The sequence below is a fragment of the Pseudomonas sp. PIC25 genome (assembly GCF_002286785.1).
Lineage (GTDB): Bacteria > Pseudomonadota > Gammaproteobacteria > Pseudomonadales > Pseudomonadaceae > Pseudomonas_M.
The window spans coordinates 31,717-56,128 of record NZ_MUJY01000186.1 but is presented as its reverse complement, the minus strand read 5'-3'; the positions used below and the strand labels follow the sequence as shown (position 1 = coordinate 56,128).

The window sequence follows — 24,412 nt, the reverse complement described above, 5'->3', positions numbered from 1 at the left end:
TTTATTCATAAGCGCAACCGGCCGCTGCGCCGTTTGGCGCCGACCAGTCCATGGGGAATCAGGCTTTGTCGGTTATGGGCATGGCAAAGTGCAATGGCCAGGGCGTCGGAAGCGTCGATCTGTGGCTTCTGAGTCAGTTTCAGCAAGTGCATGACCATCATTTGCACTTGTTGCTTGTCAGCCGCCCCCGTCCCGACGATAGCCTGCTTGACCTGGGTCGCGGTGTATTCGCTGATCTCCAGCCCCTCTTCCGCTGCTGCGACGATGGCGGCACCACGCGCCTGGCCGAGCTTGAGCGCGGAGTCCGCATTGCGTGCCATGAACACCTGTTCGATGCCCATCATCACCGGGCCATAGCTATGGATGATCTCGCGCACACCGCGATAGACGATCTGCAGGCGTTCGTGCAACGCACCATTCCCGGTACGGATACAGCCCGACGCGACATATTCGCAGCCACGACCGGTATCGCGTACCACACCGAATCCGGTGATTCTCGAACCGGGGTCAATCCCCAGGATCAGCGTCATGCCTGTTTTCCATCGGTGACGTGAAGCCACCGCACTGTCTATTTATCCAGGCCAGGAGTATATAGGGCCACCGCCGTCTGCGTCACCACGGGCGTATCGGCAGCAGGCCGTCAGCCACATGAAAAAGCCGGAAGCCCCAGGGCAGCTCGCGCCCGGTCACTTCCGGCTCGTTCGACCCGGTTCGTCAGCTCAGCTGTTCCATGATCTCGTCAGGAATTTCGGCGTTGTGGTAGACGTTCTGCACATCGTCCAGGTCTTCCAGCATATCGATCAACTTCATGACCTTCTGCGCGGTCTCCAAGTCGGCAATCGGCGCGGTGATCGAAGGAATCATCGCCACTTCCGCCTCATCGCCCTTGAATCCCGCGGTGGTCAGCGCCTCGTTCACCGACAGGAAATCGGCGAAGGACGTGTAGACCTCGACCGAACCGTCCTCTGCGGCCACCACGTCGTCGGCACCCGCTTCCAGCGCCGCTTCCATCAATGCGTCTTCGTCGACGCCCGGCGCATAGCTGATCTGCCCCTTACGATCGAACATGTAGGCCACCGAACCGTCGGTGCCTAAGTTGCCACCGCACTTGCTGAAGGCGTGACGCACTTCCGCCGCGGTGCGATTACGGTTGTCGGTCATCGCCTCGACGATGATCGCCACGCCGCTCGGCGCATAGCCTTCATAGCTCAGTTCGACCATGTTGTCGGCATCGTTCGAACCGGCCCCACGGGCAATGGCGCGATCGATGGTGTCACGGGTCATGTTGGCGGTCAGTGCCTTGTCCACGGCCAGGCGCAGACGCGGGTTATCCGCCGGGTTTCCGCCGCCATGCTTGGCCGCGACGGTCAATTCACGAATCAGCTTGGTGAAGATCTTGCCGCGCTTGGCGTCCTGACGTTCCTTGCGGTGCTTGATGTTGGCCCATTTGGAATGACCAGCCATAACTCACTCCGTTTCTCTTCAGCTCGGCGGCACACGACACGTGCCGCCCCAATGGTTGAACGATTATTCCGCTTTCGGCTGCTCGCGCAGGCGGATGTGCAGCTCGCGCAGCGCCTTGGCGTCCACCGCACCCGGCGCCTGGGTCATGACGCAGGCGGCACTCTGGGTTTTCGGGAAGGCGATGACCTCGCGGATCGACTGAGCGCCGGTCATCAACATCACCAGGCGATCCAGGCCGAACGCCAGTCCGCCATGCGGCGGCGCACCGAATTTGAGGGCGTCGAGGAGGAAGCCGAATTTTTCCTGCTGCTCGTCTTCGCTGATGCCCAGTACGCGGAAGACCGCCTGCTGCATCTCCTTGTTATGGATACGGATGGACCCACCGCCCAGCTCGGTACCGTTCAGAACCATGTCGTAAGCGCGCGACAGGGCTGCGGCCGGATTCGCTTCCAGCTCGGCCGGCGTGCACTTCGGCGAGGTGAACGGGTGGTGCAACGCGGAGAGCGAGCCGTCGTCGTTCTCTTCGAACATCGGGAAATCCACGACCCACAGCGGCGCCCACTCGCAAGTGAGCAGGTTGAGGTCGTGGCCCAGGCGAATACGCAGGGCACCCAGGGCTTCGCTGACGATCTTCGCCTTGTCTGCGCCAAAGAATACGATATCCCCGTCCACCGCCCCGACGCGATCGAGGATCACGTTGAGATTGGCTTCCGGAATGAACTTGACGATCGGCGACTGCAGCCCCTCTACACCCTTGGCGCGCTCGTTGACCTTGATGTAGGCCAGCCCCTTGGCGCCATAGATTCCGACGAACTTGGTGTAGTCGTCGATCTGGCTGCGCGGCATGTTCGCAGCGCCCGGTACGCGCAATGCAGCGACACGTCCTTTCGCATCGTTGGCCGGACCGCTGAACACCTTGAACTCCACTTCCTTGAGCTGATCGGCGACATCCACCAGCTCCAGCGGAATACGCAGGTCCGGCTTGTCCGAACCGTAGCGGCGCATGGCTTCTTCGAAAGTCATGTGCGGGAACGCACCGAACTCCAGGTCGAGCACCTCCTTGAACAGTTTGCGAATCATGTTCTCGGTGATACCCATGATGTCGCTTTCATCGAGGAAGCTGGTTTCGATGTCGATCTGGGTGAATTCCGGCTGGCGATCAGCACGCAGGTCCTCGTCGCGGAAGCACTTGGCGATCTGGTAGTAGCGATCGAAGCCGGCCACCATCAGGAGCTGCTTGAACAGCTGAGGGGATTGCGGCAAAGCGAAGAAGCTGCCGGCATGGGTACGACTCGGCACCAGATAATCGCGCGCGCCTTCCGGTGTCGCCCGGGTCAGGATCGGCGTTTCCACGTCGAGGAAGCCGTTCTCGTCCAGATACCGACGGATACTGCTGGTGATGCGCGAGCGCAACTTCAGCTTGGCGGCCATTTCCGGCCGACGAAGATCGATGAAGCGATAACGCAGACGCGTTTCTTCACCGACATCGGAGTATTCGTCCAGCGGGAACGGCGGCGTTTCTGCCTGGTTCAGCACTTCCAGTTCGTAGCCCAATACTTCGATGGCACCGGAAGCCATGTTCGGATTGACCGCTCCAGCCGGACGCAAACGCACCTTGCCGGTGATCTTGACCACGTATTCGCTGCGCACCCGGTCGGCGGTGGCGAAGGTATCCGCGCGATCCGGATCGAATACCACCTGGGCCAGGCCTTCGCGGTCACGAATGTCGAGGAAGATTACCCCGCCATGGTCGCGACGGCGGTGTACCCAACCGCAAAGGGTGACTTCCTGCCCATCCAGGCTCTCGTTCAGTTGGCCGCAATAGTGGCTGCGCATCATGATGGTGTTTTCGCTTCTCGTGAGTCTTGAGTTCGTCGTGCCGCTCAATCGGCGGCGGAGCAACCGGAGGCGCCACAGCCATTGCCGGAGCAGGCTGGAGCACTGTCGCCAGCGGCCAGATTCTTCTTCGCGCCAGTCTTGAAATCGGTCTCGTACCAGCCCCCGCCCTTCAAGCGGAATCCAGGCACCGAAAGCATTTTCTTCAATTCAGGCTTATCGCAGGTCGGGCAATCGACCAATGGCGCATCGCTGAATTTCTGGATGGCTTCCAGCTGATGGCCACAGGACCCGCACTGATACTCATAAATAGGCATCGGATCGCTCCAGCATCGTATAAAGAAACAACGCCGCGAGCCCGCGTCCCGCGGCAAGGGGCGGGATTATATATGGTTAATCGATTCGACGCAGCCGCCAGCCCATCCCACCCCGCTTCTCCCAATGCACTTATCAGTTGTACCCGAACGCTACTGTGACTACCCTCGCCACCGAGCCGAGACGCTCAGCTCATTTATGGAAAGCCAGACCCACCAGAACGGGCTCATCACCCGCCCCCAAGGAGCGATCATGCAGACACTTTCCGGCAAGGTAGCCGTGATCACTGGCGCTGCCTCAGGTATCGGCCGGGCATTGGCCGAACGCCTGGCCGGGGAAGGATGCCACCTGGCCCTTGCCGATATCGATGCACGAGGATTGGAAACCACCGCAGCAGCGATCCGAGACCACACACAGGCCGTCAGCCTGCATGTCCTGGATGTTTCCGATCGAAGTGCCGTCTACTCATTCGCCGATGACGTACTGAACCAGCATGGCCGTGCCCAGCTGATCATCAACAATGCCGGGGTCGCGGTAACGCAAACCATTGCGGAGTTGAGCTACGACGATTTCGAATGGTTGATGGGCATCAATTTCTGGGGAGTCGTACATGGCACCAAGGCCTTCCTGCCCCATCTGCTGAAAAACGGCGACGGTCACATCGTCAATCTCTCCAGCATCTTCGGCATCATTGGCATTCCGACCCAGGGCGCCTACAACGCCAGCAAATTCGCCGTTCGCGGTTTTACCGAAGCCCTGCGCCAGGAAATCCATGGCTCCGGCGTCTCAGCCAGCTGCGTCCACCCCGGCGGCATCAAGACCAACATCGCTCGCGCCGCACGCTTCTACCAGAGCGTGGATGGCTGCCGGGATGCCGGTCGCGCCGCGGAGCGCTTCGAGCGGCTGGCTCGCACTAGCGCCGCACAGGCAGCCGAAGCCATCGTCAAAGGCATAAAGGCGGACAACCCCCGCATCCTCATCGGTGCCGATGCCCGCCTGCTCGACCGCATGCAACGGCTGCTTCCCGCCGCCTATCCTCGCCTGCTTGCCAGATTGCTGCCCAAGCGATGAACATCCAGACAACCGCACCTTCTAAACAGAGCTTCATTGACACACGCCAAGGATTAGCCCAGCCCACCCTGTGTTAGGCTCTATCCGTATCGCTTCAAGCAAACAGAGAGGAGAAATGGCATGGAAATCAACATCGGCATTGCCGAACAGGACCGCAAAGCCATCGCCGAAGGCCTGTCCCGACTGCTCGCGGACACCTATACCCTGTATCTGAAGACTCATAACTTCCACTGGAACGTCACCGGCCCGATGTTCAATACCCTGCATCTGATGTTCGAAGGTCAGTACAACGAACTGGCCCTGGCCGTAGACTCCATCGCCGAACGCATTCGCGCCCTCGGCTTCCCCGCTCCGGGAACCTATGCCGCCTATGCCCGCCTGTCCTCCATCAAGGAGGAAGAGGAAGTGCCCTCCGCCCAGGACATGATCAAGCAGCTCGTCCAGGGCCAGGAAGCGGTGATCCGCACAGCCCGCGGTATTTTCCCGCTGCTCGAGAAGGTCAGCGACGAGCCCACTGCCGACCTGCTGACCCAACGCATGCAGATCCATGAAAAGACCGCCTGGATGCTGCGCAGCCTGCTCGACGCCTAACCAGTCGTCCGGTGGCGCGGCAAAAGGCCATCTTGGCGCTCACCCCGCCTAGGCGACGCGCCACCGACTGTTCTATTCTCAGGCAACCCCGACCGACCAGTGACATCCATGAGCCAGCCGAAAGCCCCCTCCATTCTTGAGCTGTACCCGGAAGAGACCCGAGAGGCGGCGGAACTCCTGAAACAGGCGGTACCGCACATGGTGCGTCACGACATTCCGCCGAATCCCATTCATTACGCGCTCTGGTATACCTACTGCAAAGGTCAGGAGCCCGAACTGAACAGGCGTCTGGACAAGATCGTCAAGGATTTCGCCAGCTTCCCTCCGGAAACCGCTGCCAAGCTCTTCCGCGACTACATCATCCGGGGAGAATTGGAAGAGACTCGCGCAGGGCAACAGCAAGTTCTCGAACTGGTCGACGACATCGAGGGCGATGTTTCGCGCAGCGTGGCCGGCAGCCAGGCCTATCAGGCCAGCCTGAGCCAAGGCCTCGCCGCCCTGCATGAGCCGATCATTGATGATCTGCCCAACGTGCTCAACGAACTGCAACAAAGCACACAGCTGATGCAGGAGCAGCAGGAAAAGTTTCTCTATCGCTTGCGCGCAGCCCAGACGGAAATCCAGAACCTGCGCAACCAGTTGGAACGCGCCCAAAGGGCCGCGACGCTCGACAGCCTGACTCACGTCTTCAACCGGCATGCCTTCACCCGCCTGCTCGAACAAGCACTGAACGCCGACCACCACGGGCTGGCACTGGTAATGCTCGATATCGACCACTTCAAGCAGTTCAATGACCAGTACGGCCACCCACTGGGCGACCGCGTTCTCCAACATGTCGGCCAACTGTTGCGCGACCTGCTTCCTCCACGTGCCATGGCAGCCCGTTACGGCGGCGAAGAGTTCTGCGTCATTCTGCGCGACTGCTTCGACATGGAAACCGCCCAGCACTTCGCCGAGCAGCTACGCCTCAAGATCCAGGCATTGCGTGTCAAGGTCCGTCGTACCGATCAGATATTGGATACCATCACGGCCTCCTTCGGCATCACCCTGGCAGAGTCCGGCGACGATCTGGAAAGCCTCATCACCCGCGCCGACGATGCGCTCTACCAAGCCAAGCGGAACGGTCGCAACCAGATTCACCCCCCCGTTTCGGAAGCCGCGCTCAGCGCATGATTTGAGCAACCCCGCGCTTTTACTGTTAAATACGCCTCGTGTTTCCGCCCCTCCTTGCGGATGAGCGGGAACATAGGCCGGTCTTTTGCGCACCTCCATGTCGTTCTTCATCGGAGGAAGTACGAGCCGCGCTTTCTATACCTTTCGCAAAGTGAGTTCATTGCCCATGTTGAAAATCGTCCATCTCCTGACGGGCGCAGTTGCCTTGCTGCTGTCCTTTATTCCCAGCCTGCGCAGCGAAGCCCTGCCTTACCTGCAGCAACCCGATGCGATCTACCTGGCACTGTTCGGCCTGCTCAACCTGCTGATCGTCCCAGCGCAACCCTCGGCCAACCAACCCGCTCCCACGCCCTGGCATATCCTGACCTCTCTCCTGCTGGTCCTGGCGGTGGTACTGCAGACAATCGTCCTGCTCGTACCATTCCCTTACATCGCCGGCCAGCCCGCCATCCTCTTCGGCCTGGCGCCGGCGATTGCAGCAGTACTGCTGAATCTTGCCATCACCGCAAAACCGGGCCCTGTCTACCGACAGGACAGCCCAATCACCGACGGCAATCGAGAGACCGGCACGGTCAAATGGTTCAATACCTCCAAGGGTTTCGGCTTCATTTCTCGGGATAACGGCGAAGACATCTTCGTCCACTTCCGTGCCATTCGCGGCGAGGGCCACCGGGTTCTGGTAGAAGGCCAGCGCGTGGAGTTCTCCGTCATGCAAAGAGACAAAGGCCTGCAGGCAGAGGATGTAATCGCAGCGCTGCCCAGTCGTCGCTAAGCACAATGAAGAAAGGCCGCATCAGCGGCCTTTTTCTTTTAGCAACTCAATAATGAGGCGGTGGTGCCTCGTCTTCATCGATACCGAACTGCCCCTGCAACTCGTCCTGACGCTTCGACAGCATTTCAACCTGCAACTGAAGGCGCTCAAGCACACGCTGCTGAGCGACCAGCACATCATTGAGCGCCTGGATGGTGTCATCCTGGAACGCCAACCGGGTTTCCAAGTCGGTGATTCGTATTTCGAGACTCATGACTCACCCCCAAAATGGAAATCCTCCGTCAAGACCAGACGGAGCTTGGCACGGATCTCATCGATCTGTTTCGCATCGTACGGTTTCGCAGGATGCCGCCCCCAGACAGGAGCAGGCCATGCCGCATCATCCCGACGACGGACAATCACATGCATGTGCAATTGACCGACCACGTTACCCAACGCGGCGACATTCATCTTATCGGCCCGAAAGGTATCTTTCAGCGTCTCCGCCAAGGCAGTGGTTTCCCGCCACAGCGCCAACTGGTCGGCAGCATCCAACTGGAACAACTCACTGACCTCTTCCCGACGAGGGACGAGAATGAACCAGGGATAATTGGCGTCATTCATCAGCAGCAGGCGACACAAGGGGAAATCGCCAATCGAGACGGTGTCCTGCTGTAAGCGTGAATCCAAGACGAACATGCGACATCTCCTGTTCGGCTGGTGATTGTTTTGAGCTTAGCCTTTGAGCCCCGAGCGACAAGCAGCCAGGCCATCGGGCCGCGCAGCATAACCAAGCCACCCATGGAGTGAAACCATGCAACCGCCCCACCAGCGCTCCAAAATAGGGCAGCCCTACCTCGCCAACGCTCACGATCCGCGCACTCTTACCTCTCTTTAGAACCGACGGAGGAGTCGACTTGCACAGAATTGGACGCGTTACGGCACCCGTTACCGCCTGTAATCGTCCCACCCACTGCAAGTTTCCCCGGTAACGCTAGTTGCCATTCGCTATCAGCCTCGCCTCCAGTACGCAACCCCACCGGAAAGCCGCCATTCGTCCAACAAGTCGAGACAAGGTTGAAGCAATAGCCACCTTCAGCAGCAGTTTTTTCGAAAAAATGCCAAAGGTTGCCCAACGACCCTATTTTGCGCATGGTTCTTGCTAATCCACGACAAGGCTTTGGCGACGACTCGCTGACACGTATTACCAAGGAGCTTCCGAAGAACAGCACCTGACAGGCCCAACAGCCTGCCGGGAAAGGATGCAAGTCAAAATCTATGAATTTGCGACACCCTTCATGCGAAATTGCGACAACGCTGTGAAGAATTCGCAAGGAATAGATTGCAACTATCGCCTTAACCGTCCGCGTGCTATAAGTTAGCGCCGACACAAAAAGAAAGAATTGCCCAAATAATAATCAACCGGGCAGTCAGAATCTTCTAAACCAAAGGAGCAATCACGATGCAAGTGATGAAGTGGAGCGTAATCGCCCTGGCCGTGGCCGCGGGCACCACTCAAATGGCAGTAGCGTCCAGCCAGTCCGAATCCAAGGGATTCATCGAAGACAGCAACTTCAAAATCTTCAACCGCGTTCTTTACATGAACCGCGATTTCCGTGACCGCCCGAATGCAGCGGGGACTGGTGACAACGGATACCGTGAAGAGACCGGCCTCGGCATCCGCCTGCTTTATGAGTCGGGTTTCACTCAAGGCACCGTAGGTGTCGGCGTTGATGCACATACATTGAGCAGCATCAAACTAGATAGCGGCAGAGGTCGTTATGGTACCGGCCAATTTGCGAAAACAGATGATGGCCGTGGCGATGACACCCAGTCCGAAGCAGGCGCCGCCATCAAGTTCCGTATTTCCGACACTGTTCTGAAATATGGCAAACAGATGGTTGATACTCCGGTATTCTCCACCGACGACAGCCGTATTCTTCCGGAAGTGGCTACCGGTACCCTGCTAACCAGCAACGAGATCGAAGGACTTGAACTGGTTGCGGGCCGTTTCACCGCGTTGAGCAGCCAGACTGCCACTGGTAGAGACACTGTTACTCAGGGCGATTTTGATAGCACCCTGAAGTCTGCCAACATTGTCGGTGGGAGCTATAGCTTTACTGACGACTTCAGCGCAGGTCTCTACGCTTCGGACGTAGAAGATTTCTGGAAAAAGAAATATCTGAACCTGAACTACAACCTGCCGCTGGCAGAAGACCAGGCATTGAACTTCGACTTCAACTTCTATAAGAGCGATGACGAAGGCCGGGCCCTGGCTGGCGAACTGGATAACAAAATCTGGAGCTTGGCTGCTGCTTATAGCATTGGCGCCCATAAGTTCACCTTGGCACACCAGCGCTCCTCCGGCGATACCGGCTATAACTACGGTATCGATGGTGGCGGCGCCATCTATCTCGCCAACTCCGTCCAGTACTCCGACTTCCTGGGTAAGGATGAGCGCTCTTGGCAAGCACGCTATGACATCAACATGGCTACCTATGGCATTCCGGGCTTGAGTTTCATGACTCGCTATGTCACCGGTGACAATATTGATGTCGGCGAAGCTAGCGACGCGAAAGAGCACGAGCTGGATATCGAAGCCAAATACGTTATCCAGGAAGGCGCAGCGAAGGACCTGTCCTTCCGTGTTCGTAATGCCATTTACCGTGCCAATGATTCGTACGATGCCGACATCAACGATTTCCGCCTGATCGTCGAGTATCCGCTGGAAGTGCTGTAATCTCCCAGCATCAAACAGTGGCACCCTAGGAAGAGCCCGGCACTTGCCGGGCTCTTCTCTATTCAAAGCGGTAGCGCGTATGTCCCGGTAACATGCGCAACCAATTCATCCTCAGCCCCCAGAGAGAAAAGGGAAACTTCGCACACCGCCTGTCGTCGGCTCAATCTCAGAATCGTAGCTTCGGCTAATAGATCCACCGGCCTAGGCTTGACCAAGAAGTTGATATTCAGGTTCGAAGTCACCGCCATCTCCACTCGCCCCAAACGCCCCAGCACCACCGCATACATGGCGGCATCCGCCAACGCCATGATGGTCGGCCCGGAAAGAGTGCCGCCGGGACGCACCAACTTGGCGCTGAACGGGACCCGCGCCAGCACACCCTGTGCATCCAGCCGATCGATGCACAGGTTGATATCCTCGGCCATTGGTAATCCCGCGCGGATCAAGGCCTGTACTTGCTCAGCAGTCAATATCGTCACTTGTCTCTCCCTCTCCCGTGACCTGCCTGCATCCTATACGCATCCGAATAGGCACCGTACAATGCCGGCCTAGCAAAAGCCTCGCAACCGACAGAACGGCCAAACATGCGTACCAGTCAGTACCTGCTCTCGACTCTCAAAGAAACGCCTTCCGATGCCGTGGTGATCAGCCATCAGTTGATGCTGCGCGCCGGCATGATCCGCAAACTTGCCTCGGGCCTCTATACCTGGCTGCCGATGGGCTTACGGGTTCTCCGCAAGGTCGAGACCATCGTCCGCGAGGAAATGAATGCCGCCGGCGCGCTCGAAGTGCTGATGCCGGCCATCCAGCCCGCCGAGCTCTGGCAGGAATCGGGGCGCTGGGAGCAGTATGGTCCCGAATTGCTGCGATTGAAGGACCGCCATGAGCGCGACTTCTGTGTCGGCCCGACCCACGAAGAGGTCATTACCGACCTGATGCGCAACGAGCTGAACAGCTACAAGCAACTGCCGCTCAACGTCTACCAGATCCAGACCAAATTCCGTGACGAGATTCGTCCGCGCTTCGGTCTGATGCGCGGGCGCGAGTTCGTCATGAAGGATGCCTACTCCTTCCATTTGAGCCAGGAATCCTTGCAGGAAACCTATGACCGCATGCATCAGGCGTATTGCAATGTCTTCACCCGCCTCGGTCTGAATTTCCGCCCGGTGCAGGCCGATACCGGCTCCATCGGCGGTACGGGCTCCCACGAATTCCACGTACTGGCCGACTCCGGCGAAGACGACATCGCCTTTAGCGACAGCTCGGACTACGCCGCCAACATCGAAAAAGCCGAAGCACTACCCCGGGAGACGGAACGCCCGGCGCCGAGCGAAGAACTGCGCCTGATCGACACACCGAACACCAAGACCATCGCCGACTTGGTGGAGAAATTCGGCCTGCCGATCGAAAAGACCATCAAGACCCTGGTGGTTCGCGGCGCCGAAGAAGGCACCTTGATCGCCCTGATCGTTCGTGGCGACCATGAGCTGAACGAGATCAAGGCGGCCAACCTGGAACAGGTAGCCAGCCCTCTGGTGTTCGCCTCGGAAGCCGAGCTGCGTGCCGCTATCGGCGCCGGTGCCGGCTCCCTTGGCCCGCTGAACCTGCCCTTGCCCTGCATCGTCGACCGCTCCGTCGCCCTGATGAGCGATTTCGCCATCGGCGCCAACATCGACGACAAACACTACTTCGGCGTCAACTGGGAGCGCGACCTGCCGCTGCCGGTGGTCGCCGATCTGCGTAACGTGATCGCCGGCGACCCCAGCCCGGACGGCAAAGGCACCCTGGTGATCAAGCGCGGCATCGAGGTCGGGCATATCTTCCAGCTCGGCACCAAATACAGCGAGGCCATGAAACTCAATGTCCTCAGCGAGCAGGGCAAGCCCACTACGCTGATCATGGGTTGCTACGGTATCGGCGTTTCCCGTGTGGTCGCGGCTGCCATCGAGCAGAATTACGATGAGCGCGGCATTCTCTGGCCGGACGCCCTGGCTCCGTTCCAGATCGCCCTGGTGCCCTTGAAGTACGAGACCGCAGAAGTGAAGCAGGTCACCGACAAGCTTTACGCGGACCTGACTGCCGCCGGCTTCGAAGTCCTTCTGGACGACCGCGACAAGAAAACCAGCCCCGGCATCAAATTTGCCGACATGGAGCTGATCGGTATCCCGCACCGCATCGTGGTGAGCGATCGAGGGCTGGCCGAAGGCAAGCTGGAGTACAAGAACCGCCGCGAAGCCGATGCCCACTCGGTCCCGGTCGATGAAGTGCTGTCGTTCCTCTCCGCCCGTATTCGTCGCTGATCGAGAAACCATGTTCAAGCGAAGTCCCTTACGCCTTGCCGGTGCCGCGCTTTGCGGCACCCTCTTCCTGAGCGGCTGCGCCAATCATCTTCCCCAGCGCAGCGAGCATGAAGAGCGAGTCGAACGCAAGTTGCTGGACCACAGCCTGCAGATCGACGTCGGCGAGCCACGCGTGCTCGAATTGCCGCAGCGGCGGATTCGCATCCACGAACAAAAGACTTTCGAAGTCACCGCTTTCGAAGTTACGCGCCGTTACGATCGCTATACGCCCTATCAACCCTGGCGCGAGTTCTACGAGATACCCCTGGGCGCGGTGGCCGTGGTAGCGGGCATCGGGGCCAATGCGCTCAACGTAGTCATGCTCGGCAGCCTGCCGGACACCGCGACCAAGGATTGGATCAGCTACGGTTTTGCCGGGCTCAATCCGTTCATGAACGTGGAGTCCAACGGGCGCTCCCAGCAGAATCTGGCCGAGCTGGACGAAAAGCAGCAGGACAAGCGCATGGAGTACTCGAGCCTGCCCTGGGCAGAGCGCCCTGTGCTGATCAAGGCCGGGGAGCAGACCCATGAGCTGTTGACGGATCGTAACGGCGTTCTACGCCTCAATCTGCTCGATGGCCCTTTCGCTGAACACGACGTAAACCGCCTGGGCACCTTGTTGCTCAGTGTCGAGGACCCTCAGGACGGAGTTCGCGCGGAAGCCACGTTATTGGTCAGCCGAACCTTGCGTGGCAAGTTGCAGGAAGCCCATGCGCTGATCTTCGACGATCTGGAAGACGATGATGTCGACCAGTGGGTACACCGAGTCCGACGTCTTTCCGAGCTAGGCCTGGAAGAAGAAGCCAGCGAACTGGAGCAGAGTCTCATCGAGCTAACCCGGAACGACCCGGAGCTGCAACAGGAATTCTTGAAGGCCCTGACTCAGGACGGCCGCTTGGTGGCCGACCCCGGCGAAGATCAGTGAACGACGAGCGTCGCGATAACAACGCTCAGACGCGCACGATGAAACCGGCGATACCCTGCAACGGTTGCTGCTCCAGTTCGACCGCTTCGACCTTGGCCTTCGCCGGCCCTTTCTCCAGCCAGGAAACCAATTCCTGGACAGCATTCTCTTCCCCTTCGATCAACACCTCTACCCGCCCGTCAGGCACGTTGCGCACCCAACCATCGAGGTCCAGACGTTCAGCCTGACTCGCAGTCGCCTGCCGATAACTGACGCCCTGCACTCGGCCGCTGACGAAACCATGTAAACAGATGCGTGCCATGTTCAACCCTCGCCTCGCCATTCTTTCAGCCGGGCGATGAGCCCCGCCGCAGTCTGTTCCCCCAGCAGTCGCTCACGCATTCGCCCCTGCCCATCAACGAGATAGGTCACCGGCAGTACTTCATTGCGTGGCAGTTGGAAGCGTTCGGAAGGGTCCTTCGCCAGAACGCGGAAATCGATTTTCATCGTATCGCTGGATCTGGCCAGCTCTGTACCTTGTAGTCCGTCGAAGTTGACCCCCAGAACAACGACCCCCTGGCTCTCCATCCGCTCGGACAGCAGGTTCAACTGAGGAATTTCACTTCGGCAGGGCTTGCACCATTCCGCCCAGTAATTGATCACCAACCACTGGCCATCCAGTTCGGCAGCCGTTACCTTTCGCCCATGCTGATCGAGGCCCAGGTCCTCGGCACAACCGCTCAGAAGCAACCCGGCGACTATTCCCATGAAAACCCGAAGTTGCGTTCCCATGCATTCGTCCTCATTCCTGCGTGATTGACATGAGGCAGGATACCTTGCGTATCGAGGTACCGGACCTCCTCGAGGAAAACTGCGTCCCGTTGACCCAACTCAACGCAGCACTCGCCGAGGCTCGTCGACAACGCCCTGAGCAGGGCTTGCGGCAGGTATTGGATCTACTGTCGCGGCACAACCGCAGCGCCATGACCTTACTTGAAAGGCAGCGGGGCCTGCAAAACGTCAGCGAAGAATATCGTCATTATGCATCCATGGCGGGATCTTCTTCCTGCCCCTTGCTCGTCGGTCTTTGCGACGAACTGGCCGCCGGCTTCAAGCGTCTGCTCTTGCAGATGCTGCAAGGCCGGGCGCCATCGCGCCCCCATCTGGCTTGGTGCCTGTACACGGCCCAGTATTTTCTTGGGCAAAGCCAGCTTCGTCATTACGAGCGTTACCAAGAACCCTCCCCGACGTCGTGGCGCGACAGCCACCAGCTCTACTGCCTGGCTGAACGCCACGATTGCCTGGATGAGCAGGTTGCCGCCGCTTTCCAGCCGACCGCTGCCAGCAGCCTGCGAGGCATCTACCAACAGGGGCTGCTGCTCGCCTTGAGCAATCCCTTTCACCTGGCCGAAGGCGAATGCCTTTTGCTGTTCAAGGCTCTCGCGCCCCTCGCCGATCTCGCTCGCCTGCTTCCCTGGGATGAGGAAGCCGAAGGGCCGACCATCGATCTGCGCGAGGCACGTCCCTTCGTCATGGATGATCATCCGCCACAGGACAGCAGCTTTCTTCGTCGATTCGAGCCTGGTGCACTGGCAGTGGCATTGAATGAACCGGCCCCGTTGCGCAGCTCGGCGGAACACGCATTACTCGAACGGGTAAGACCCCATTGGCTGGGGCGCCCGCAACGCCAGCATCCCCGCACCGAGAGCCAAGGGTCATGCGACCTGGCCATCGGCTTGGCCGCCATTCATGCGCAACTGCTGGAACAACGACCTAGCCTATCTTCAGCCCGTCTCGTCGATGCGAGCGTAGGCGGCGCCCGCTTGCTCTGTCAGGTAGCGCAAGCCGCACAGATTCCCGTGGGGCAACTCGTCCTGTTGCTGGGCAGCAGTGGAACGAGCAGCCTGGCCCTGGTGCGCTGGCGCCACATCAACGATGAGGGTTTGCATCTGGGGTTACGCTATTTGAAAGGACTGGCACGGCCGGTCTGGTTGCGCCGTGCGCCCAGCGCACAAACGCATCCGGGCATATTGCAAAGCACCCCCGCAGGCAGCGCCTGGCATCATGGCTTATGGCTATCCAGAGGGCAGTTCTCAGAAGGGGAACAGCTCTGGCTTCAACTCAGCAGCGCTCCGAGTCAGGCGACCCTGGCTTTACCGACATCGAACCTGTCGACGCCGCTCGTCGAAAGGCACCCGTTGCGCCTCGCTTGATGCGGGAACTGCGAGACATATCACATCAAGCGCTGCCTGAGCGCACAGTTTAATCGCCGAAGGCCTGCTTATAATTTCGCCACACCCGTTCCTACGATCGCTATCAGCCTGGAAGCCCACCATGTCCAAAGCCCATGACAAGCTGATCGGCCCCGTGCCATCCCGAATCGTCAATGCCGCTCGCCTGATAGTCACGGCCTATGAAGGCCGCGTCGCCGAATACAACGTTGCCTCCTGGGTGCAACTGCCCGGCCTGGCCAATCTGCCGGTCTCCCTGCTGGTGACCTACCGCGACGGCGACAAGCAGCGTGAAGTCAACGTCGACCATGGCACAACCAATGCCCATGGCAAGATTCTGCTCTCCGGCATCGCTCGGTTGCCGGTGAAACTGAAGATCGAAGATATGCAGGTAAAACTGCGCTCGGCAGTGCCCGTGCAAAGCCTCATCGTCGAAGAACTCTTTGTCCAGGCCGTGGAAATGGCCGAAGCGGACAATCGCCAAGCCCTTGCCTGAGCCCCTTCTGTAAACCTTCGCCCCGCGTCCTTCGCGGGGTTGTGCTTTTCAGCCTCTGGAAATGCTCACCACTGGCGGCGGCGCGGGCTGATCGTCGAATGCTGTCTCGGACTCTTGCACCGCCAACCCGGCCAAGGATTCAGGCCAATGGACGAATTTCAGCCCGGTGATCCGATTGAGCCGCTCCAGCGCCTCTTGGGGATCTCTCCGATGCAGATGAATCACTTTGTCCTTGGCACCACTCATAAACCGAAATCCCTCAGCTAATCCCTGCCCCGCCAGCAGAACGATCGCAAACCCAATAGGGTTTTGCCAGAAGCGTGCCAGCATGCACTCCTACGGTTTTTCGAGCCTTCCAGCCCTTGCCGTTCGCGAGCAGCACCGGAGCCACGCCGCAAACTGACGTTTTTTGTCACTCATCGTGAGCGTGCAACCACTCGCTCAGACTGGTACCGAACAACTCTCCCTGCACCTCGTGCAAACGTTGCAACGCCACCTTCAAGGGCTGATACCAGTCTTCGTTCAGATGCGCCTGGAGCTGTTCCGGCCTGGGTAAAGGCCACGGGCTATGACGCAGGAGCTGCGCCATGCTGTAATGGCTCAGGTCACGACACAATACCCAGGCACCCGCGCTGGTACGACAGACCAGCTTCTCGCGCTCCAGGAAATCGATGATTTCCTCCCATTCGTCTTCGGGCAGGGGCCAACCTTCGCGCTGCACGTCCGCATGACGCACCGGATGGCCGCGCTGCTGTCGCTGAAGGAAAACCCTGAGAATGCCCAACACCACCAGCAATCGCGGCAGAGCACGCCGTCGCCATTGGCGTGACGAGGACAGGTTGCAGACCAGTTCCGCACCGAACAGCACGATCAGCCAGGACAGATAGATCCACAACAGGAACAACGGCACCGTGGCGAAAGCGCCATAAATCAGCTGATAGCCCGGAAACAAGCTGACATAGAGGCTGAACAGCCCTTTCGCGGCCTCGAACAGGACCGCCGTGAACAGACCACCAAGTAGCGCGTGGCGGATCGGCACCCGCGCATTCGGCACTGCCGCATACAACAAGGTAAAGGCCGCGACGCTGAAAACCAGCGGCATGAAACCCAGCAACGTCTTCGCCCCGACCAGTGCATCGGGCCCGGACAGCAGCGACAACGAAGTCACGTAGGTACTCACCGCGAATCCCGCCCCCAACAACAGCGGCCCGAGGCTGAGGATCGCCCAGTAAAGGAGAAAGCTGGATACGCCGCGGCGTGGCTGACGGACCCTCCAGATGGTGTTGAAGGCCTTCTCGATGGTCAGCAGCATCATCAACGCCGTGACCATCAGGAAGCCCACGCCAATCCAGGTCAGTTGCCGGGCCTGTGCGGTGAAAGCGCGCAGATACTCTTGCACCGTCACCCCCGTGGACGGCACGAAATTGCGGAAGATGAACCCCTGGATTTCCTCGCTCATGCCTTGGAATGCCGGGACGGCCGACAGCATGGCGAAGGTCACGGTCATCATCGGGACGACCGCGAACAGCGTGGTATAGGTCAGCGCCGCCGCGCTATGAGCACCGCGGTCGGTCAGAAAACGCTGAACCAGATAGCGCCAGAATTCCAGAAAATCGTCGAAGCGTTGGCGCATTCCCTCTCCTTAGCTTCAGTCAGCGGCCATTCCGCTGAGGCAACGATACGCACGGTTTCGGCCCCGTGCGTCGACGCGGTTAGAATAGCCATCTCTCAAGCCAAGATGCGATCCGCAAAATGACCGATCTGACGCTCTATCACAATCCGCGCTGCTCGAAATCCCGAGGTGCACTGGAACTGCTCGAAGCCCGGGGCCTGGCTCCGGCGATCGTGCGCTATCTGGAAACCCCTCCCGGCGAAGCGCAACTGCGCGAACTGCTGCGCAAGCTCGGTCTGCCCGCCCGGCAACTGCTGCGCAGTGGCGAAGACGAATACAAGACACTTGGCCTGGCTGATCCCGCACTCGGCGAGGATGCGCTGATCGCAGCGATGGTGGCCCACCCCAAGCTGATCGAACGTCCGATCCTGGTGGTCGGAGACAAGGCCGTGATCGGTAGGCCGCCGGAAAAGGTGCTGGAGATCCTTCCGTGAGCCTGCCTTATATCCTGGTCCTGTATTACAGCCGCCACGGCGCCACTGCAGAGATGGCCCGGCAGATTGCCCGCGGCGTGGAGCAAGGCGGCCTGGAAGCGCGCCTGCGCACGGTGCCCGCCGTTTCGACGGAATGCGAAGCCGTCGCCCCCGATATCCCCGCCGAGGGCGCCCTCTATGCCAGCCTGGACGACCTGAAGGGATGCGCCGGGCTGGCGCTGGGCAGCCCTACCCGCTTCGGCAATATGGCAGCCCCGCTGAAATACTTCCTCGACGGTACCAGCAGCCTGTGGTTGACCGGCGAGTTGGTCGGCAAACCGGCGGCCGTCTTCACTTCCACCGCCAGCCTTCATGGCGGCCAGGAAACCACCTTGTTATCCATGCTGCTGCCGCTGCTCCACCACGGCATGCTGGCCATGGGTATCCCCTATAGCGAACCCGCCTTGCTGGAAACCCGTGGCGGCGGCACGCCCTATGGCGCCAGCCACCACGCCGGAGCGGACGGCAAACGCCCGCTGGACGAGCAGGAGATCGCACTCTGCCGCGCCCTTGGCCAACGTCTCGCACAAACCGCGGCACTGCTGGAGAAAGGCCGTGGCTAGAAAAGCGAAACCCTTGCCGTCCCTGGAATGGCTGCAACCACGCCTCACTTTCAGTCGCGCAATAAGCCTGGCGAGCCTGATCGCCCTGGCCGCTCTGCTGCTTCTGTGGAACCTGCTGTTCGCCGACCTTCATGGCGCAAGGACCTGGGTCGTACTGAGCATTCAGCTTCTGCCGCTACTGCTGGTCGCGCCGGGCGTACTGCTCGGTAATGCCCGTGCGCATGCCTGGACCTGTTTCGTGGTCAACATCTACTTCATCCAGGGCGTGCTCGCCGCGATCGACCCAGGCCGGATGCTGTTCGGTTGGCTGGAAGCACTGTTCAGTCTGAGCCTGTTCTGTGCGGCGCTGCTCTATACGCGTTGGCGCTTCCAGTACGACCGTCGGCTGGCGGGAGAAAGCTGAACGGATGAAGGCGTGACGATCGATATGATCGTCGCGCCAGCCGGCCTTACCAGCCGAGGGTTTCCTTCAGGAACGGGATGGTGAGTTTGCGCTGTGCCTGAAGAGAAGCCTGATCAAGTCGCTCGAGCAGCTCGAAAAGCGCACTCATGCTGCGCGTACCGCGGGTCAGAATGAAACGACCGACTTCGTCGGTCAGGTGCAGGCCACGGCGCGATGCGCGTAATTGCAAGGCGCGCAGCTTGTCTTCGTCGGACAGGGAATGGAGCTGGAATACCAGCGCCAGGGTCAACCGGGATTTCAGATCTGGCAGTTGCACCGGCAACTCCCGCGGCGACGCCGAAGCCGCAAGCAACAGCTTGCGTCCACTGTCGCGCAGTCGGTTGAACAGGTGGAACAGCGCCTCCTCCCAATCCGCACGACCGGCCACGGCGTCGAGATCATCGAGCCCCACCAACTCGCACTGTTCCAGGTTATCGAGAATCTCGGGGCCGTACTGAACCACCTCGGCCAGCGGCAAATAGACTGCCGGCTCGCCGCGCTGCTCGAAGCGCAGACACGCGGCCTGGAGCAGATGGCTGCGCCCGACGCCCTCACCGCCCCAAAGGTAGATCAGGCTTTCCGTCCAGCCGGCATCCGCCTCGCAAAGGCGCTCGACATAGCCGAGCGCCGCGGCGTTGGCACCGGGGTAGTAATTGGCGAAGGTGGCGTCGTCGCGCAGACGCACCCCTAGGGAAAGCTGGGTCGGTTTCATGCCGGGGTAGGCGGCTCCTCGGAACCGCTGGGGGACTCTCCATAAAGTTCCGAAAGTTTATACAAATCATGGACATGACGCAGCAAAACCATGATCACGGCAGCAACCGGCAGCGCCAGCAGCACGCCGGTGAAGCCGAACAACTGGCCACCGGCGAGAATCGCGAAGATCACCGCCACCGGATGCAGACCGATCCGGTCCCCCACCAGCAGCGGCGTCAACAGCATACCTTCGAGCAACTGCCCCACCATGAACACCACGCCCACACCGATCAACGGGTAGAGTGCCTCCCCTCCGAACTGGAACAGCGCTGCCGCAATCGCCGCACCGATACCGACGACGAAGCCCATGTAGGGCACGATGCTGGCGAGGCCGGCGAGTACGCCGATCAGCAGGCCCAGCTCCAATCCGATCGCCATCAGCCCCACCGAATAGATTACGGCCAGCGCAAGCATCACTAGCATTTGCCCCCGAAGGAACGCACCGAGTACTTCGTGACACTCGCCCATCAGGCGTACCACCAGCCCCTCCTGGCGCCGTGGCAGGAGCCCGCGCAGCCGCGCCATCATCAAGTCCCAGTCCCGCAGGAGGTAGAAGCTGACCACAGGAATGAGCAACAGGTTGCCCAACCAACCCAACAACGCGAGGCTGGAGGCCGTGGCCTGGGCTACCACCACCCCAAGAAGATCGGTGGTCTTGTCCAGATGGCCGGACAGCGCGGCCTTGAGGCGGTCGAAACGCCAGAAACCCTCGGGCAGCCCCGCCTTCGCCTGAACCCAGGGCAGTGCCGCGTTCTGCAGCCAGTCGAGCATCTGCGGCGTGAGTTGATAGAGACGCACCAACTGCTTGCCCAGCATGGGTACCAGCACCAGCAGTCCGATCAGCAGGACCAGGCTGAACAACACGAACACCAGCACCACGCCCCAAGTGCGGGAAAGCTTCCAGCGCTCCAGGCGATCCACCAGCGGATCACCCAGATAGGCCAGCAGGATGCCCACCAGGAACGGCGAAAGGATCGGCGTAAGCAGGTAAACCAGCCAGCCAAGGAAAAACAGTCCGGCCAGCCAGAGCCAGCGGTTCGATGCAGTCATGCCAGAGGTCCGTTTCTTGCGGAGTGAAATTTACAGGCCCATACCCAAACGTAATGCAGGCCGCTGGCCAGGCTGACGGCCAGCGCCAGAACGATCAGTGGCCAACGCAGCGGCGCGAAAGCGGGAAGCAAGCTGAGCTCCAGCAATACGACCAATACCAGAACGATCTGCAACAGCGTGGACAGCTTGCCCAGCCAGGTGGGACGGAATTCGAAGGGGCCGACCAGCAGGCGGTAGAAGGTCGCGCCGCCGACGATCACCGCGTCGCGCAGGAGCACCACGGCCGCCAGCCACCAGGGAAAAATCTGGGTGACGCTCAGGCAGAGATAACTGGTAACCAGCAGCAACTTGTCGGCGACAGGATCAAGCATCGAGCCGAGCCGGCTGGTCCAGCCGAATCGCCGCGCGAGGAAACCATCCAAGGCATCGGAAAATCCGGCGACGGCAAACAGTGAGAGTGCCTGCCCGTAACGCTCCGCCAGGAGCAACAGAGCGATCGGCACGGTCAGCAACAGGCGAAGCGTCGTCAGCAGATTCGGCAATTGGCGCATGGCAATCCTTGGCAACACCCTGGCGAAGCGGAAACTTCCACAGCCGTTTGGAAACCTGCGCGCAGTCTACGCCGACTACCAACTGAAACGCAGCACCTGAGCCGCCGGCTGCTGCATCGGCGCTACAGACTGGCCGGCATCCACCGGCGCGTCGGCCGCCTGGACCTCCTGCAAACCGGACAGCGCCAGCTGCGCACGCAGTTGCTCTGGGCTGGAGCGCACCTGATAGACCAGGCGATCTCCCTCGACTTTTTTCAGCCGCGCACCGAAGGGCTCGAGCAACCGCTCCAATTCCGCATAGCGCGTCAGGTCGGACTTGTGGATCTCCAGGGTCAGGTCATTGGCCGCCCCCGGCGCCGCAACGAAACGCGGTGCCAGGCGTTCGCTCACCGCGAGCATCACGGCATCGGCCAGCGCGGCACTGTCGGCGCCCTCCACCGAGCCCTGCTCCAGCGAATCGCCCAGCCACAGACGCCAGTTGGCCTGCCACTTGCCGCTGTCTTCGCGTGCCCTGACCGCCAGCAGTGCGTCGGCGGCGTAGCGATCCGAAGCCTCGCGCAACGCGTCGGGCCTGGCCGCGGTAAGATTGTCCGCCGTCCCGACGATCTGCTCGCTCAGATCGGCCAGCGGCAGACGCAACGGCAATCCCCGGTGTTGCGCGGCGCGGCGCACCGGTGCGGCGCTGTCCTGCCCGTCCCCGACCAAGTTGGCGCCCCCTGCGGTTTCGTTCAACCACCAGGCGAGAATCGCAGGGCGATTGGCGCTCCACAAGGCCAGACCAGCCTGGCGCAGGGACCGCTCGCTGGTGGCCGGATCGAAGTCCACCACCAGAGCGTCGCCTTCATAGCCGTACTGGCTGATCAACTGTTGCGGGTCCTTGCGCAACTCAGCCACGGCCGGACTCTTCAATGCCGCCGGATCGCCGGTCAGACGCAGCACCAGCGTATCCAATGCCCGCTGCAGCGCCTGGTTGCGCTCCTCGGGTTGCTGGCTGGCGACGGGTTCGCGTACCTGATAGAGATCGCCAACCGTTTCGGCGAAGGTCGGCAGGCTGAATAGCGACAGGCAAAGAACAAGCAGGCGGATCACGCGCATGGGGAGTCTCGACGGCTGAGGAGCGGCCTTGAGCCGCCCGAGAAGGGCTATACCTTAAACAGCCGCCCGCCACCCGGCAACCGGGCCGGCTCAGGTGGTCGCTGCCCGGCAAGCCTGATAAAATCGCGCGCCTTCGCAGACCGGCCATGGCGGCACCGGTCGAATCCCGAATTTTCCCTATAGGCCTGGATCTATGAGCAAGCAACCCTCCATTAGCTACAAGGACGCCGGTGTGGACATCGACGCCGGTGAAGCGCTGGTCGAACGCATCAAGGGCGTGGCCAAGCGCACCGCACGTCCGGAAGTGATGGGCGGCCTGGGCGGTTTCGGCGCCCTCTGCGAGATCCCGGCCGGCTACAAGCAGCCGGTACTGGTATCCGGTACCGATGGCGTCGGCACCAAGCTGCGTCTGGCGCTGAACCTGAACAAGCACGACAGCATCGGCCAGGACCTGGTCGCGATGTGCGTCAACGACCTGGTGGTCTGCGGTGCCGAGCCGCTGTTTTTCCTCGACTATTACGCCACCGGCAAGCTCAACGTCGACGTGGCCGCCACCGTGGTCACCGGCATCGGCGCCGGCTGCGAGCTGGCTGGTTGCTCGCTGGTCGGTGGTGAAACCGCCGAAATGCCCGGCATGTACGAGGGTGAGGACTACGACTTGGCCGGCTTCTGCGTCGGCGTGGTGGAAAAGAGCGAAATCATCGACGGCTCCAAGGTGGTCACCGGCGACGCCCTGATCGCCCTGCCCTCCTCCGGCCCGCATTCCAACGGCTACTCGCTGATCCGCAAGATCATCGAGGTCGCCGGTGCCGATATCGAAAAAGTGCAGCTCGACGGCAAACCGCTGGCCGACCTGCTGATGGCGCCGACCCGCATCTACGTCAAGCCGCTGCTCAAGCTGATCAAGGATACCGGCGCAGTGAAGGCCATGGCCCACATCACCGGCGGCGGCCTGCTGGACAATATTCCGCGCGTCCTCCCCGAAGGCGCCCAGGCCGTGATCGATGTGGCCAGCTGGACCCGGCCGGCCGTCTTCGACTGGCTGCAGCAGCACGGCAACGTCGATGAGCATGAGATGCACCGCGTACTCAACTGCGGCGTCGGCATGGTCATCTGCGTGGCACAGGACCAGGTGGAAGCCACTCTGGCAAGCCTGCGTGCCTCGGGCGAGCAACCGTGGGTGATCGGCCAGATCGCCCAGGCCGCCGAAGGTGCCGCCCAGGTCGTGCTGAACAATCTGAAAGCTCACTGATGACGGCACGCTGCGATGTCGTGGTACTGATCTCGGGGTCCGGCAGCAACCTGCAGGCCTTGATCGACAGCACCCGTAGCGACGACAACCCGGCCCGCATCCGCGCGGTGATTTCCAACCGCGCCGATGCCTACGGACTGACCCGCGCGCAAAACGCCGGTATCGCCACCCAGGTGCTCGACCACAAGGCCTTCGATGGCCGCGAGGCATTCGATGCGGCGCTGATCGAGGCCATTGACGGGTTCTCCCCGCAACTGGTGGTGCTGGCCGGCTTCATGCGCATCCTCACCCCCGGTTTCGTCCGTCACTATGCGGGCCGCCTGCTGAACATCCATCCCTCGTTGCTACCCCTCTACAAGGGCCTGCACACTCATCAGCGGGCGCTGGAAGCCGGCGATGCCGAGCATGGCTGCAGCGTGCATTTCGTGACCGAGGAACTCGATGGTGGCCCTTTGGTCGTACAGGCGATAGTTCCGGTTCAAGCGGGTGACACACCGGAAAGCCTGGCCATGCGTGTGCATGCACAGGAGCACCGGATTTACCCCCTGGCCGTGCGCTGGTTCGCCGAGGGCCGTCTGCGCCTGGGCGAGCACGGCGCAATGCTGGATGGCCAGCCGTTGCCGGCCACCGGTCATCTGATTCGAACCTAG

At 60.7% G+C, this 24,412-nt stretch carries 29 protein-coding genes and 1 pseudogene; 15 read left to right on the top strand and 15 right to left on the bottom strand.

Features of this window, described 5'->3' with window-relative positions; translation table 11 throughout:
- Nucleotides 1-5: 5 nt before the first annotated feature.
- The 4 genes from ruvC to BZL41_RS25925 all read right to left on the bottom strand — a co-directional run bounded on the left by ruvC (nucleotide 6) and on the right by BZL41_RS25925 (nucleotide 3,617).
- The gene (ruvC, locus tag BZL41_RS25940; protein ID WP_095601924.1) at nucleotides 6-530 is read right to left on the bottom strand and encodes a crossover junction endodeoxyribonuclease RuvC; all 525 of its coding nucleotides are present in this window, start codon (nucleotides 528-530) and stop codon (nucleotides 6-8) included.
- Between the two features lie 184 nt (nucleotides 531-714).
- Complete coding sequence (locus BZL41_RS25935) at nucleotides 715-1,464, bottom strand: YebC/PmpR family DNA-binding transcriptional regulator (protein WP_095601923.1); 750 nt, start codon at nucleotides 1,462-1,464, stop codon at nucleotides 715-717.
- Between the two features lie 63 nt (nucleotides 1,465-1,527).
- A complete protein-coding gene (gene aspS, locus BZL41_RS25930) occupies nucleotides 1,528-3,303 on the bottom strand; it encodes an aspartate--tRNA ligase (protein WP_095601922.1) in 1,776 nt (591 codons plus the stop codon).
- A gap of 44 nt (nucleotides 3,304-3,347) precedes the next feature.
- Nucleotides 3,348-3,617: an FmdB family zinc ribbon protein gene (locus BZL41_RS25925; RefSeq protein WP_095601921.1), complete on the bottom strand. Its 270-nt coding sequence runs from the start codon at nucleotides 3,615-3,617 to the stop codon at nucleotides 3,348-3,350.
- Between the two features lie 250 nt (nucleotides 3,618-3,867).
- Between BZL41_RS25925 and BZL41_RS25920 the strand changes: the two genes are divergently transcribed.
- From BZL41_RS25920 to BZL41_RS29220, 5 genes and pseudogenes are all read left to right on the top strand, one after another.
- Complete coding sequence (locus BZL41_RS25920) at nucleotides 3,868-4,686, top strand: SDR family oxidoreductase (RefSeq protein WP_095601920.1); 819 nt, start codon at nucleotides 3,868-3,870, stop codon at nucleotides 4,684-4,686.
- A gap of 120 nt (nucleotides 4,687-4,806) precedes the next feature.
- Nucleotides 4,807-5,277 carry a Dps family protein gene (locus BZL41_RS25915; protein ID WP_084334635.1) on the top strand — a complete coding sequence of 157 codons (471 nt, stop codon included), beginning with the start codon at nucleotides 4,807-4,809 and terminating at the stop codon, nucleotides 5,275-5,277.
- 108 nt (nucleotides 5,278-5,385) lie between these two features.
- Entirely contained in the window at nucleotides 5,386-6,450 is a 1,065-nt protein-coding gene (locus BZL41_RS25910) for a GGDEF domain-containing protein (RefSeq protein ID WP_095601919.1), read from the top strand.
- A 97-nt stretch (nucleotides 6,451-6,547) separates the two neighbouring features.
- Nucleotides 6,548-6,937: pseudogene (locus tag BZL41_RS29305) on the top strand (cold shock domain-containing protein membrane protein); the annotation flags it as partial.
- Between the two features lie 54 nt (nucleotides 6,938-6,991).
- Nucleotides 6,992-7,222 (top strand): cold-shock protein, encoded by a 231-nt coding sequence (locus tag BZL41_RS29220; protein ID WP_256578244.1) that lies wholly within the window; start codon nucleotides 6,992-6,994, stop codon nucleotides 7,220-7,222.
- A 46-nt stretch (nucleotides 7,223-7,268) separates the two neighbouring features.
- Here BZL41_RS29220 and BZL41_RS25900 read toward each other — a convergent pair whose 3' ends face one another.
- Together BZL41_RS25900 and BZL41_RS25895 are read right to left on the bottom strand one after the other, a co-directional pair.
- The gene (locus tag BZL41_RS25900) at nucleotides 7,269-7,475 is read right to left on the bottom strand and encodes a SlyX family protein (RefSeq protein WP_084334641.1); all 207 of its coding nucleotides are present in this window, start codon (nucleotides 7,473-7,475) and stop codon (nucleotides 7,269-7,271) included.
- Complete coding sequence (locus BZL41_RS25895; RefSeq protein WP_095601917.1) at nucleotides 7,472-7,900, bottom strand: HIT domain-containing protein; 429 nt, start codon at nucleotides 7,898-7,900, stop codon at nucleotides 7,472-7,474. The genes BZL41_RS25900 and BZL41_RS25895 overlap by 4 nt, the downstream gene beginning before the upstream one ends.
- Nucleotides 7,901-8,663: 763 nt before the next feature.
- Between BZL41_RS25895 and BZL41_RS25890 the strand changes: the two genes are divergently transcribed.
- A complete protein-coding gene (locus BZL41_RS25890; protein WP_095601916.1) occupies nucleotides 8,664-9,941 on the top strand; it encodes an OprD family porin in 1,278 nt (425 codons plus the stop codon).
- 62 nt (nucleotides 9,942-10,003) lie between these two features.
- On the opposite strand, the gene BZL41_RS25885 is transcribed toward BZL41_RS25890, so the two are convergent.
- Nucleotides 10,004-10,411 (bottom strand): PaaI family thioesterase, encoded by a 408-nt coding sequence (locus BZL41_RS25885; protein WP_095601934.1) that lies wholly within the window; start codon nucleotides 10,409-10,411, stop codon nucleotides 10,004-10,006.
- Between the two features lie 114 nt (nucleotides 10,412-10,525).
- Between BZL41_RS25885 and BZL41_RS25880 the strand changes: the two genes are divergently transcribed.
- Nucleotides 10,526-12,241, top strand: a complete 1,716-nt coding sequence (locus tag BZL41_RS25880; protein ID WP_095601915.1) for a proline--tRNA ligase — start codon at nucleotides 10,526-10,528, stop codon at nucleotides 12,239-12,241.
- A 10-nt stretch (nucleotides 12,242-12,251) separates the two neighbouring features.
- Complete coding sequence (locus BZL41_RS25875; protein ID WP_095601914.1) at nucleotides 12,252-13,205, top strand: hypothetical protein; 954 nt, start codon at nucleotides 12,252-12,254, stop codon at nucleotides 13,203-13,205.
- Between the two features lie 25 nt (nucleotides 13,206-13,230).
- Here the strand turns inward: BZL41_RS25875 and BZL41_RS25870 are convergent, their stop codons facing one another.
- Nucleotides 13,231-13,506 carry an acylphosphatase gene (locus BZL41_RS25870; RefSeq protein ID WP_095601913.1) on the bottom strand — a complete coding sequence of 92 codons (276 nt, stop codon included), beginning with the start codon at nucleotides 13,504-13,506 and terminating at the stop codon, nucleotides 13,231-13,233.
- 2 nt (nucleotides 13,507-13,508) lie between these two features.
- Nucleotides 13,509-13,976: a TlpA disulfide reductase family protein gene (locus BZL41_RS25865; RefSeq protein WP_256578243.1), complete on the bottom strand. Its 468-nt coding sequence runs from the start codon at nucleotides 13,974-13,976 to the stop codon at nucleotides 13,509-13,511.
- A 29-nt stretch (nucleotides 13,977-14,005) separates the two neighbouring features.
- On the opposite strand from BZL41_RS25865, the gene BZL41_RS25860 reads away from it, so the two are divergent.
- Both BZL41_RS25860 and BZL41_RS25855 read left to right on the top strand, forming a co-directional pair.
- Complete coding sequence (locus tag BZL41_RS25860) at nucleotides 14,006-15,397, top strand: PilZ domain-containing protein (protein WP_095601912.1); 1,392 nt, start codon at nucleotides 14,006-14,008, stop codon at nucleotides 15,395-15,397.
- A gap of 121 nt (nucleotides 15,398-15,518) precedes the next feature.
- Nucleotides 15,519-15,911, top strand: a complete 393-nt coding sequence (locus tag BZL41_RS25855; RefSeq protein WP_095601911.1) for a hypothetical protein — start codon at nucleotides 15,519-15,521, stop codon at nucleotides 15,909-15,911.
- Nucleotides 15,912-15,959: 48 nt separating this feature from the next.
- On the opposite strand, the gene BZL41_RS25850 is transcribed toward BZL41_RS25855, so the two are convergent.
- Nucleotides 15,960-16,157 carry a hypothetical protein gene (locus BZL41_RS25850; protein WP_143518160.1) on the bottom strand — a complete coding sequence of 66 codons (198 nt, stop codon included), beginning with the start codon at nucleotides 16,155-16,157 and terminating at the stop codon, nucleotides 15,960-15,962.
- Nucleotides 16,158-16,323: 166 nt separating this feature from the next.
- Nucleotides 16,324-17,544, bottom strand: a complete 1,221-nt coding sequence (locus BZL41_RS25845; protein ID WP_095601909.1) for a virulence factor BrkB family protein — start codon at nucleotides 17,542-17,544, stop codon at nucleotides 16,324-16,326.
- Between the two features lie 119 nt (nucleotides 17,545-17,663).
- Here BZL41_RS25845 and arsC point away from each other — a divergent pair, with 119 nt between their 5' ends.
- Genes arsC through BZL41_RS25830 form a run of 3 tightly spaced genes read left to right on the top strand, consistent with a single transcriptional unit; the run spans nucleotide 17,664 to nucleotide 19,022 of the window.
- Nucleotides 17,664-18,017: an arsenate reductase (glutaredoxin) gene (gene arsC, locus BZL41_RS25840; RefSeq protein WP_095601908.1), complete on the top strand. Its 354-nt coding sequence runs from the start codon at nucleotides 17,664-17,666 to the stop codon at nucleotides 18,015-18,017.
- A complete protein-coding gene (gene wrbA / locus BZL41_RS25835) occupies nucleotides 18,014-18,619 on the top strand; it encodes an NAD(P)H:quinone oxidoreductase (protein WP_095601907.1) in 606 nt (201 codons plus the stop codon). Before arsC ends, wrbA begins: the two co-directional genes overlap by 4 nt.
- Complete coding sequence (locus tag BZL41_RS25830) at nucleotides 18,612-19,022, top strand: DUF2069 domain-containing protein (protein ID WP_095601906.1); 411 nt, start codon at nucleotides 18,612-18,614, stop codon at nucleotides 19,020-19,022. Before wrbA ends, BZL41_RS25830 begins: the two co-directional genes overlap by 8 nt.
- A gap of 46 nt (nucleotides 19,023-19,068) precedes the next feature.
- Here BZL41_RS25830 and hda read toward each other — a convergent pair whose 3' ends face one another.
- The 4 genes from hda to BZL41_RS25810 form a co-directional block, all read right to left on the bottom strand.
- Nucleotides 19,069-19,773 (bottom strand): DnaA regulatory inactivator Hda, encoded by a 705-nt coding sequence (hda, locus tag BZL41_RS25825; RefSeq protein WP_095601905.1) that lies wholly within the window; start codon nucleotides 19,771-19,773, stop codon nucleotides 19,069-19,071.
- The gene (locus BZL41_RS25820; protein ID WP_095601904.1) at nucleotides 19,770-20,864 is read right to left on the bottom strand and encodes an AI-2E family transporter; all 1,095 of its coding nucleotides are present in this window, start codon (nucleotides 20,862-20,864) and stop codon (nucleotides 19,770-19,772) included. The genes hda and BZL41_RS25820 overlap by 4 nt, the downstream gene beginning before the upstream one ends.
- Nucleotides 20,861-21,415, bottom strand: a complete 555-nt coding sequence (locus tag BZL41_RS25815) for a CDP-alcohol phosphatidyltransferase family protein (protein WP_095601903.1) — start codon at nucleotides 21,413-21,415, stop codon at nucleotides 20,861-20,863. Before BZL41_RS25815 ends, BZL41_RS25820 begins: the two co-directional genes overlap by 4 nt.
- 75 nt (nucleotides 21,416-21,490) lie before the next feature.
- Nucleotides 21,491-22,510 carry a DUF2066 domain-containing protein gene (locus tag BZL41_RS25810; RefSeq protein ID WP_095601902.1) on the bottom strand — a complete coding sequence of 340 codons (1,020 nt, stop codon included), beginning with the start codon at nucleotides 22,508-22,510 and terminating at the stop codon, nucleotides 21,491-21,493.
- Nucleotides 22,511-22,703: 193 nt separating this feature from the next.
- Between BZL41_RS25810 and purM the strand changes: the two genes are divergently transcribed.
- Nucleotides 22,704-23,762, top strand: a complete 1,059-nt coding sequence (purM, locus tag BZL41_RS25805) for a phosphoribosylformylglycinamidine cyclo-ligase (protein ID WP_095601901.1) — start codon at nucleotides 22,704-22,706, stop codon at nucleotides 23,760-23,762.
- Entirely contained in the window at nucleotides 23,762-24,412 is a 651-nt protein-coding gene (gene purN, locus BZL41_RS25800) for a phosphoribosylglycinamide formyltransferase (RefSeq protein WP_095601900.1), read from the top strand. The genes purM and purN overlap by 1 nt, the downstream gene beginning before the upstream one ends.

Bases quoted from the DNA above. Each gene is read 5' to 3' on its own strand.
- ruvC (WP_095601924.1), bottom strand. From the start codon at position 530: ATGACGCTGATCCTGGGGATTGACCCCGGTTCGAGAATCACCGGATTC.
- BZL41_RS25935 (WP_095601923.1), bottom strand. From the start codon at position 1,464: ATGGCTGGTCATTCCAAATGGGCCAACATCAAGCACCGCAAGGAACGT.
- aspS (WP_095601922.1), bottom strand. From the start codon at position 3,303: ATGATGCGCAGCCACTATTGCGGCCAACTGAACGAGAGCCTGGATGGG.
- BZL41_RS25925 (WP_095601921.1), bottom strand. From the start codon at position 3,617: ATGCCTATTTATGAGTATCAGTGCGGGTCCTGTGGCCATCAGCTGGAA.
- BZL41_RS25920 (WP_095601920.1), top strand. From the start codon at position 3,868: ATGCAGACACTTTCCGGCAAGGTAGCCGTGATCACTGGCGCTGCCTCA.
- BZL41_RS25915 (WP_084334635.1), top strand. From the start codon at position 4,807: ATGGAAATCAACATCGGCATTGCCGAACAGGACCGCAAAGCCATCGCC.
- BZL41_RS25910 (WP_095601919.1), top strand. From the start codon at position 5,386: ATGAGCCAGCCGAAAGCCCCCTCCATTCTTGAGCTGTACCCGGAAGAG.
- BZL41_RS25900 (WP_084334641.1), bottom strand. From the start codon at position 7,475: ATGAGTCTCGAAATACGAATCACCGACTTGGAAACCCGGTTGGCGTTC.
- BZL41_RS25895 (WP_095601917.1), bottom strand. From the start codon at position 7,900: ATGTTCGTCTTGGATTCACGCTTACAGCAGGACACCGTCTCGATTGGC.
- BZL41_RS25890 (WP_095601916.1), top strand. From the start codon at position 8,664: ATGCAAGTGATGAAGTGGAGCGTAATCGCCCTGGCCGTGGCCGCGGGC.
- BZL41_RS25880 (WP_095601915.1), top strand. From the start codon at position 10,526: ATGCGTACCAGTCAGTACCTGCTCTCGACTCTCAAAGAAACGCCTTCC.
- BZL41_RS25875 (WP_095601914.1), top strand. From the start codon at position 12,252: ATGTTCAAGCGAAGTCCCTTACGCCTTGCCGGTGCCGCGCTTTGCGGC.
- BZL41_RS25870 (WP_095601913.1), bottom strand. From the start codon at position 13,506: ATGGCACGCATCTGTTTACATGGTTTCGTCAGCGGCCGAGTGCAGGGC.
- BZL41_RS25865 (WP_256578243.1), bottom strand. From the start codon at position 13,976: ATGGGAACGCAACTTCGGGTTTTCATGGGAATAGTCGCCGGGTTGCTT.
- BZL41_RS25860 (WP_095601912.1), top strand. From the start codon at position 14,006: ATGAGGCAGGATACCTTGCGTATCGAGGTACCGGACCTCCTCGAGGAA.
- BZL41_RS25855 (WP_095601911.1), top strand. From the start codon at position 15,519: ATGTCCAAAGCCCATGACAAGCTGATCGGCCCCGTGCCATCCCGAATC.
- BZL41_RS25850 (WP_143518160.1), bottom strand. From the start codon at position 16,157: ATGAGTGGTGCCAAGGACAAAGTGATTCATCTGCATCGGAGAGATCCC.
- BZL41_RS25845 (WP_095601909.1), bottom strand. From the start codon at position 17,544: ATGCGCCAACGCTTCGACGATTTTCTGGAATTCTGGCGCTATCTGGTT.
- arsC (WP_095601908.1), top strand. From the start codon at position 17,664: ATGACCGATCTGACGCTCTATCACAATCCGCGCTGCTCGAAATCCCGA.
- hda (WP_095601905.1), bottom strand. From the start codon at position 19,773: ATGAAACCGACCCAGCTTTCCCTAGGGGTGCGTCTGCGCGACGACGCC.
- BZL41_RS25820 (WP_095601904.1), bottom strand. From the start codon at position 20,864: ATGACTGCATCGAACCGCTGGCTCTGGCTGGCCGGACTGTTTTTCCTT.
- BZL41_RS25815 (WP_095601903.1), bottom strand. From the start codon at position 21,415: ATGCGCCAATTGCCGAATCTGCTGACGACGCTTCGCCTGTTGCTGACC.
- BZL41_RS25810 (WP_095601902.1), bottom strand. From the start codon at position 22,510: ATGCGCGTGATCCGCCTGCTTGTTCTTTGCCTGTCGCTATTCAGCCTG.
- purM (WP_095601901.1), top strand. From the start codon at position 22,704: ATGAGCAAGCAACCCTCCATTAGCTACAAGGACGCCGGTGTGGACATC.
- purN (WP_095601900.1), top strand. From the start codon at position 23,762: ATGACGGCACGCTGCGATGTCGTGGTACTGATCTCGGGGTCCGGCAGC.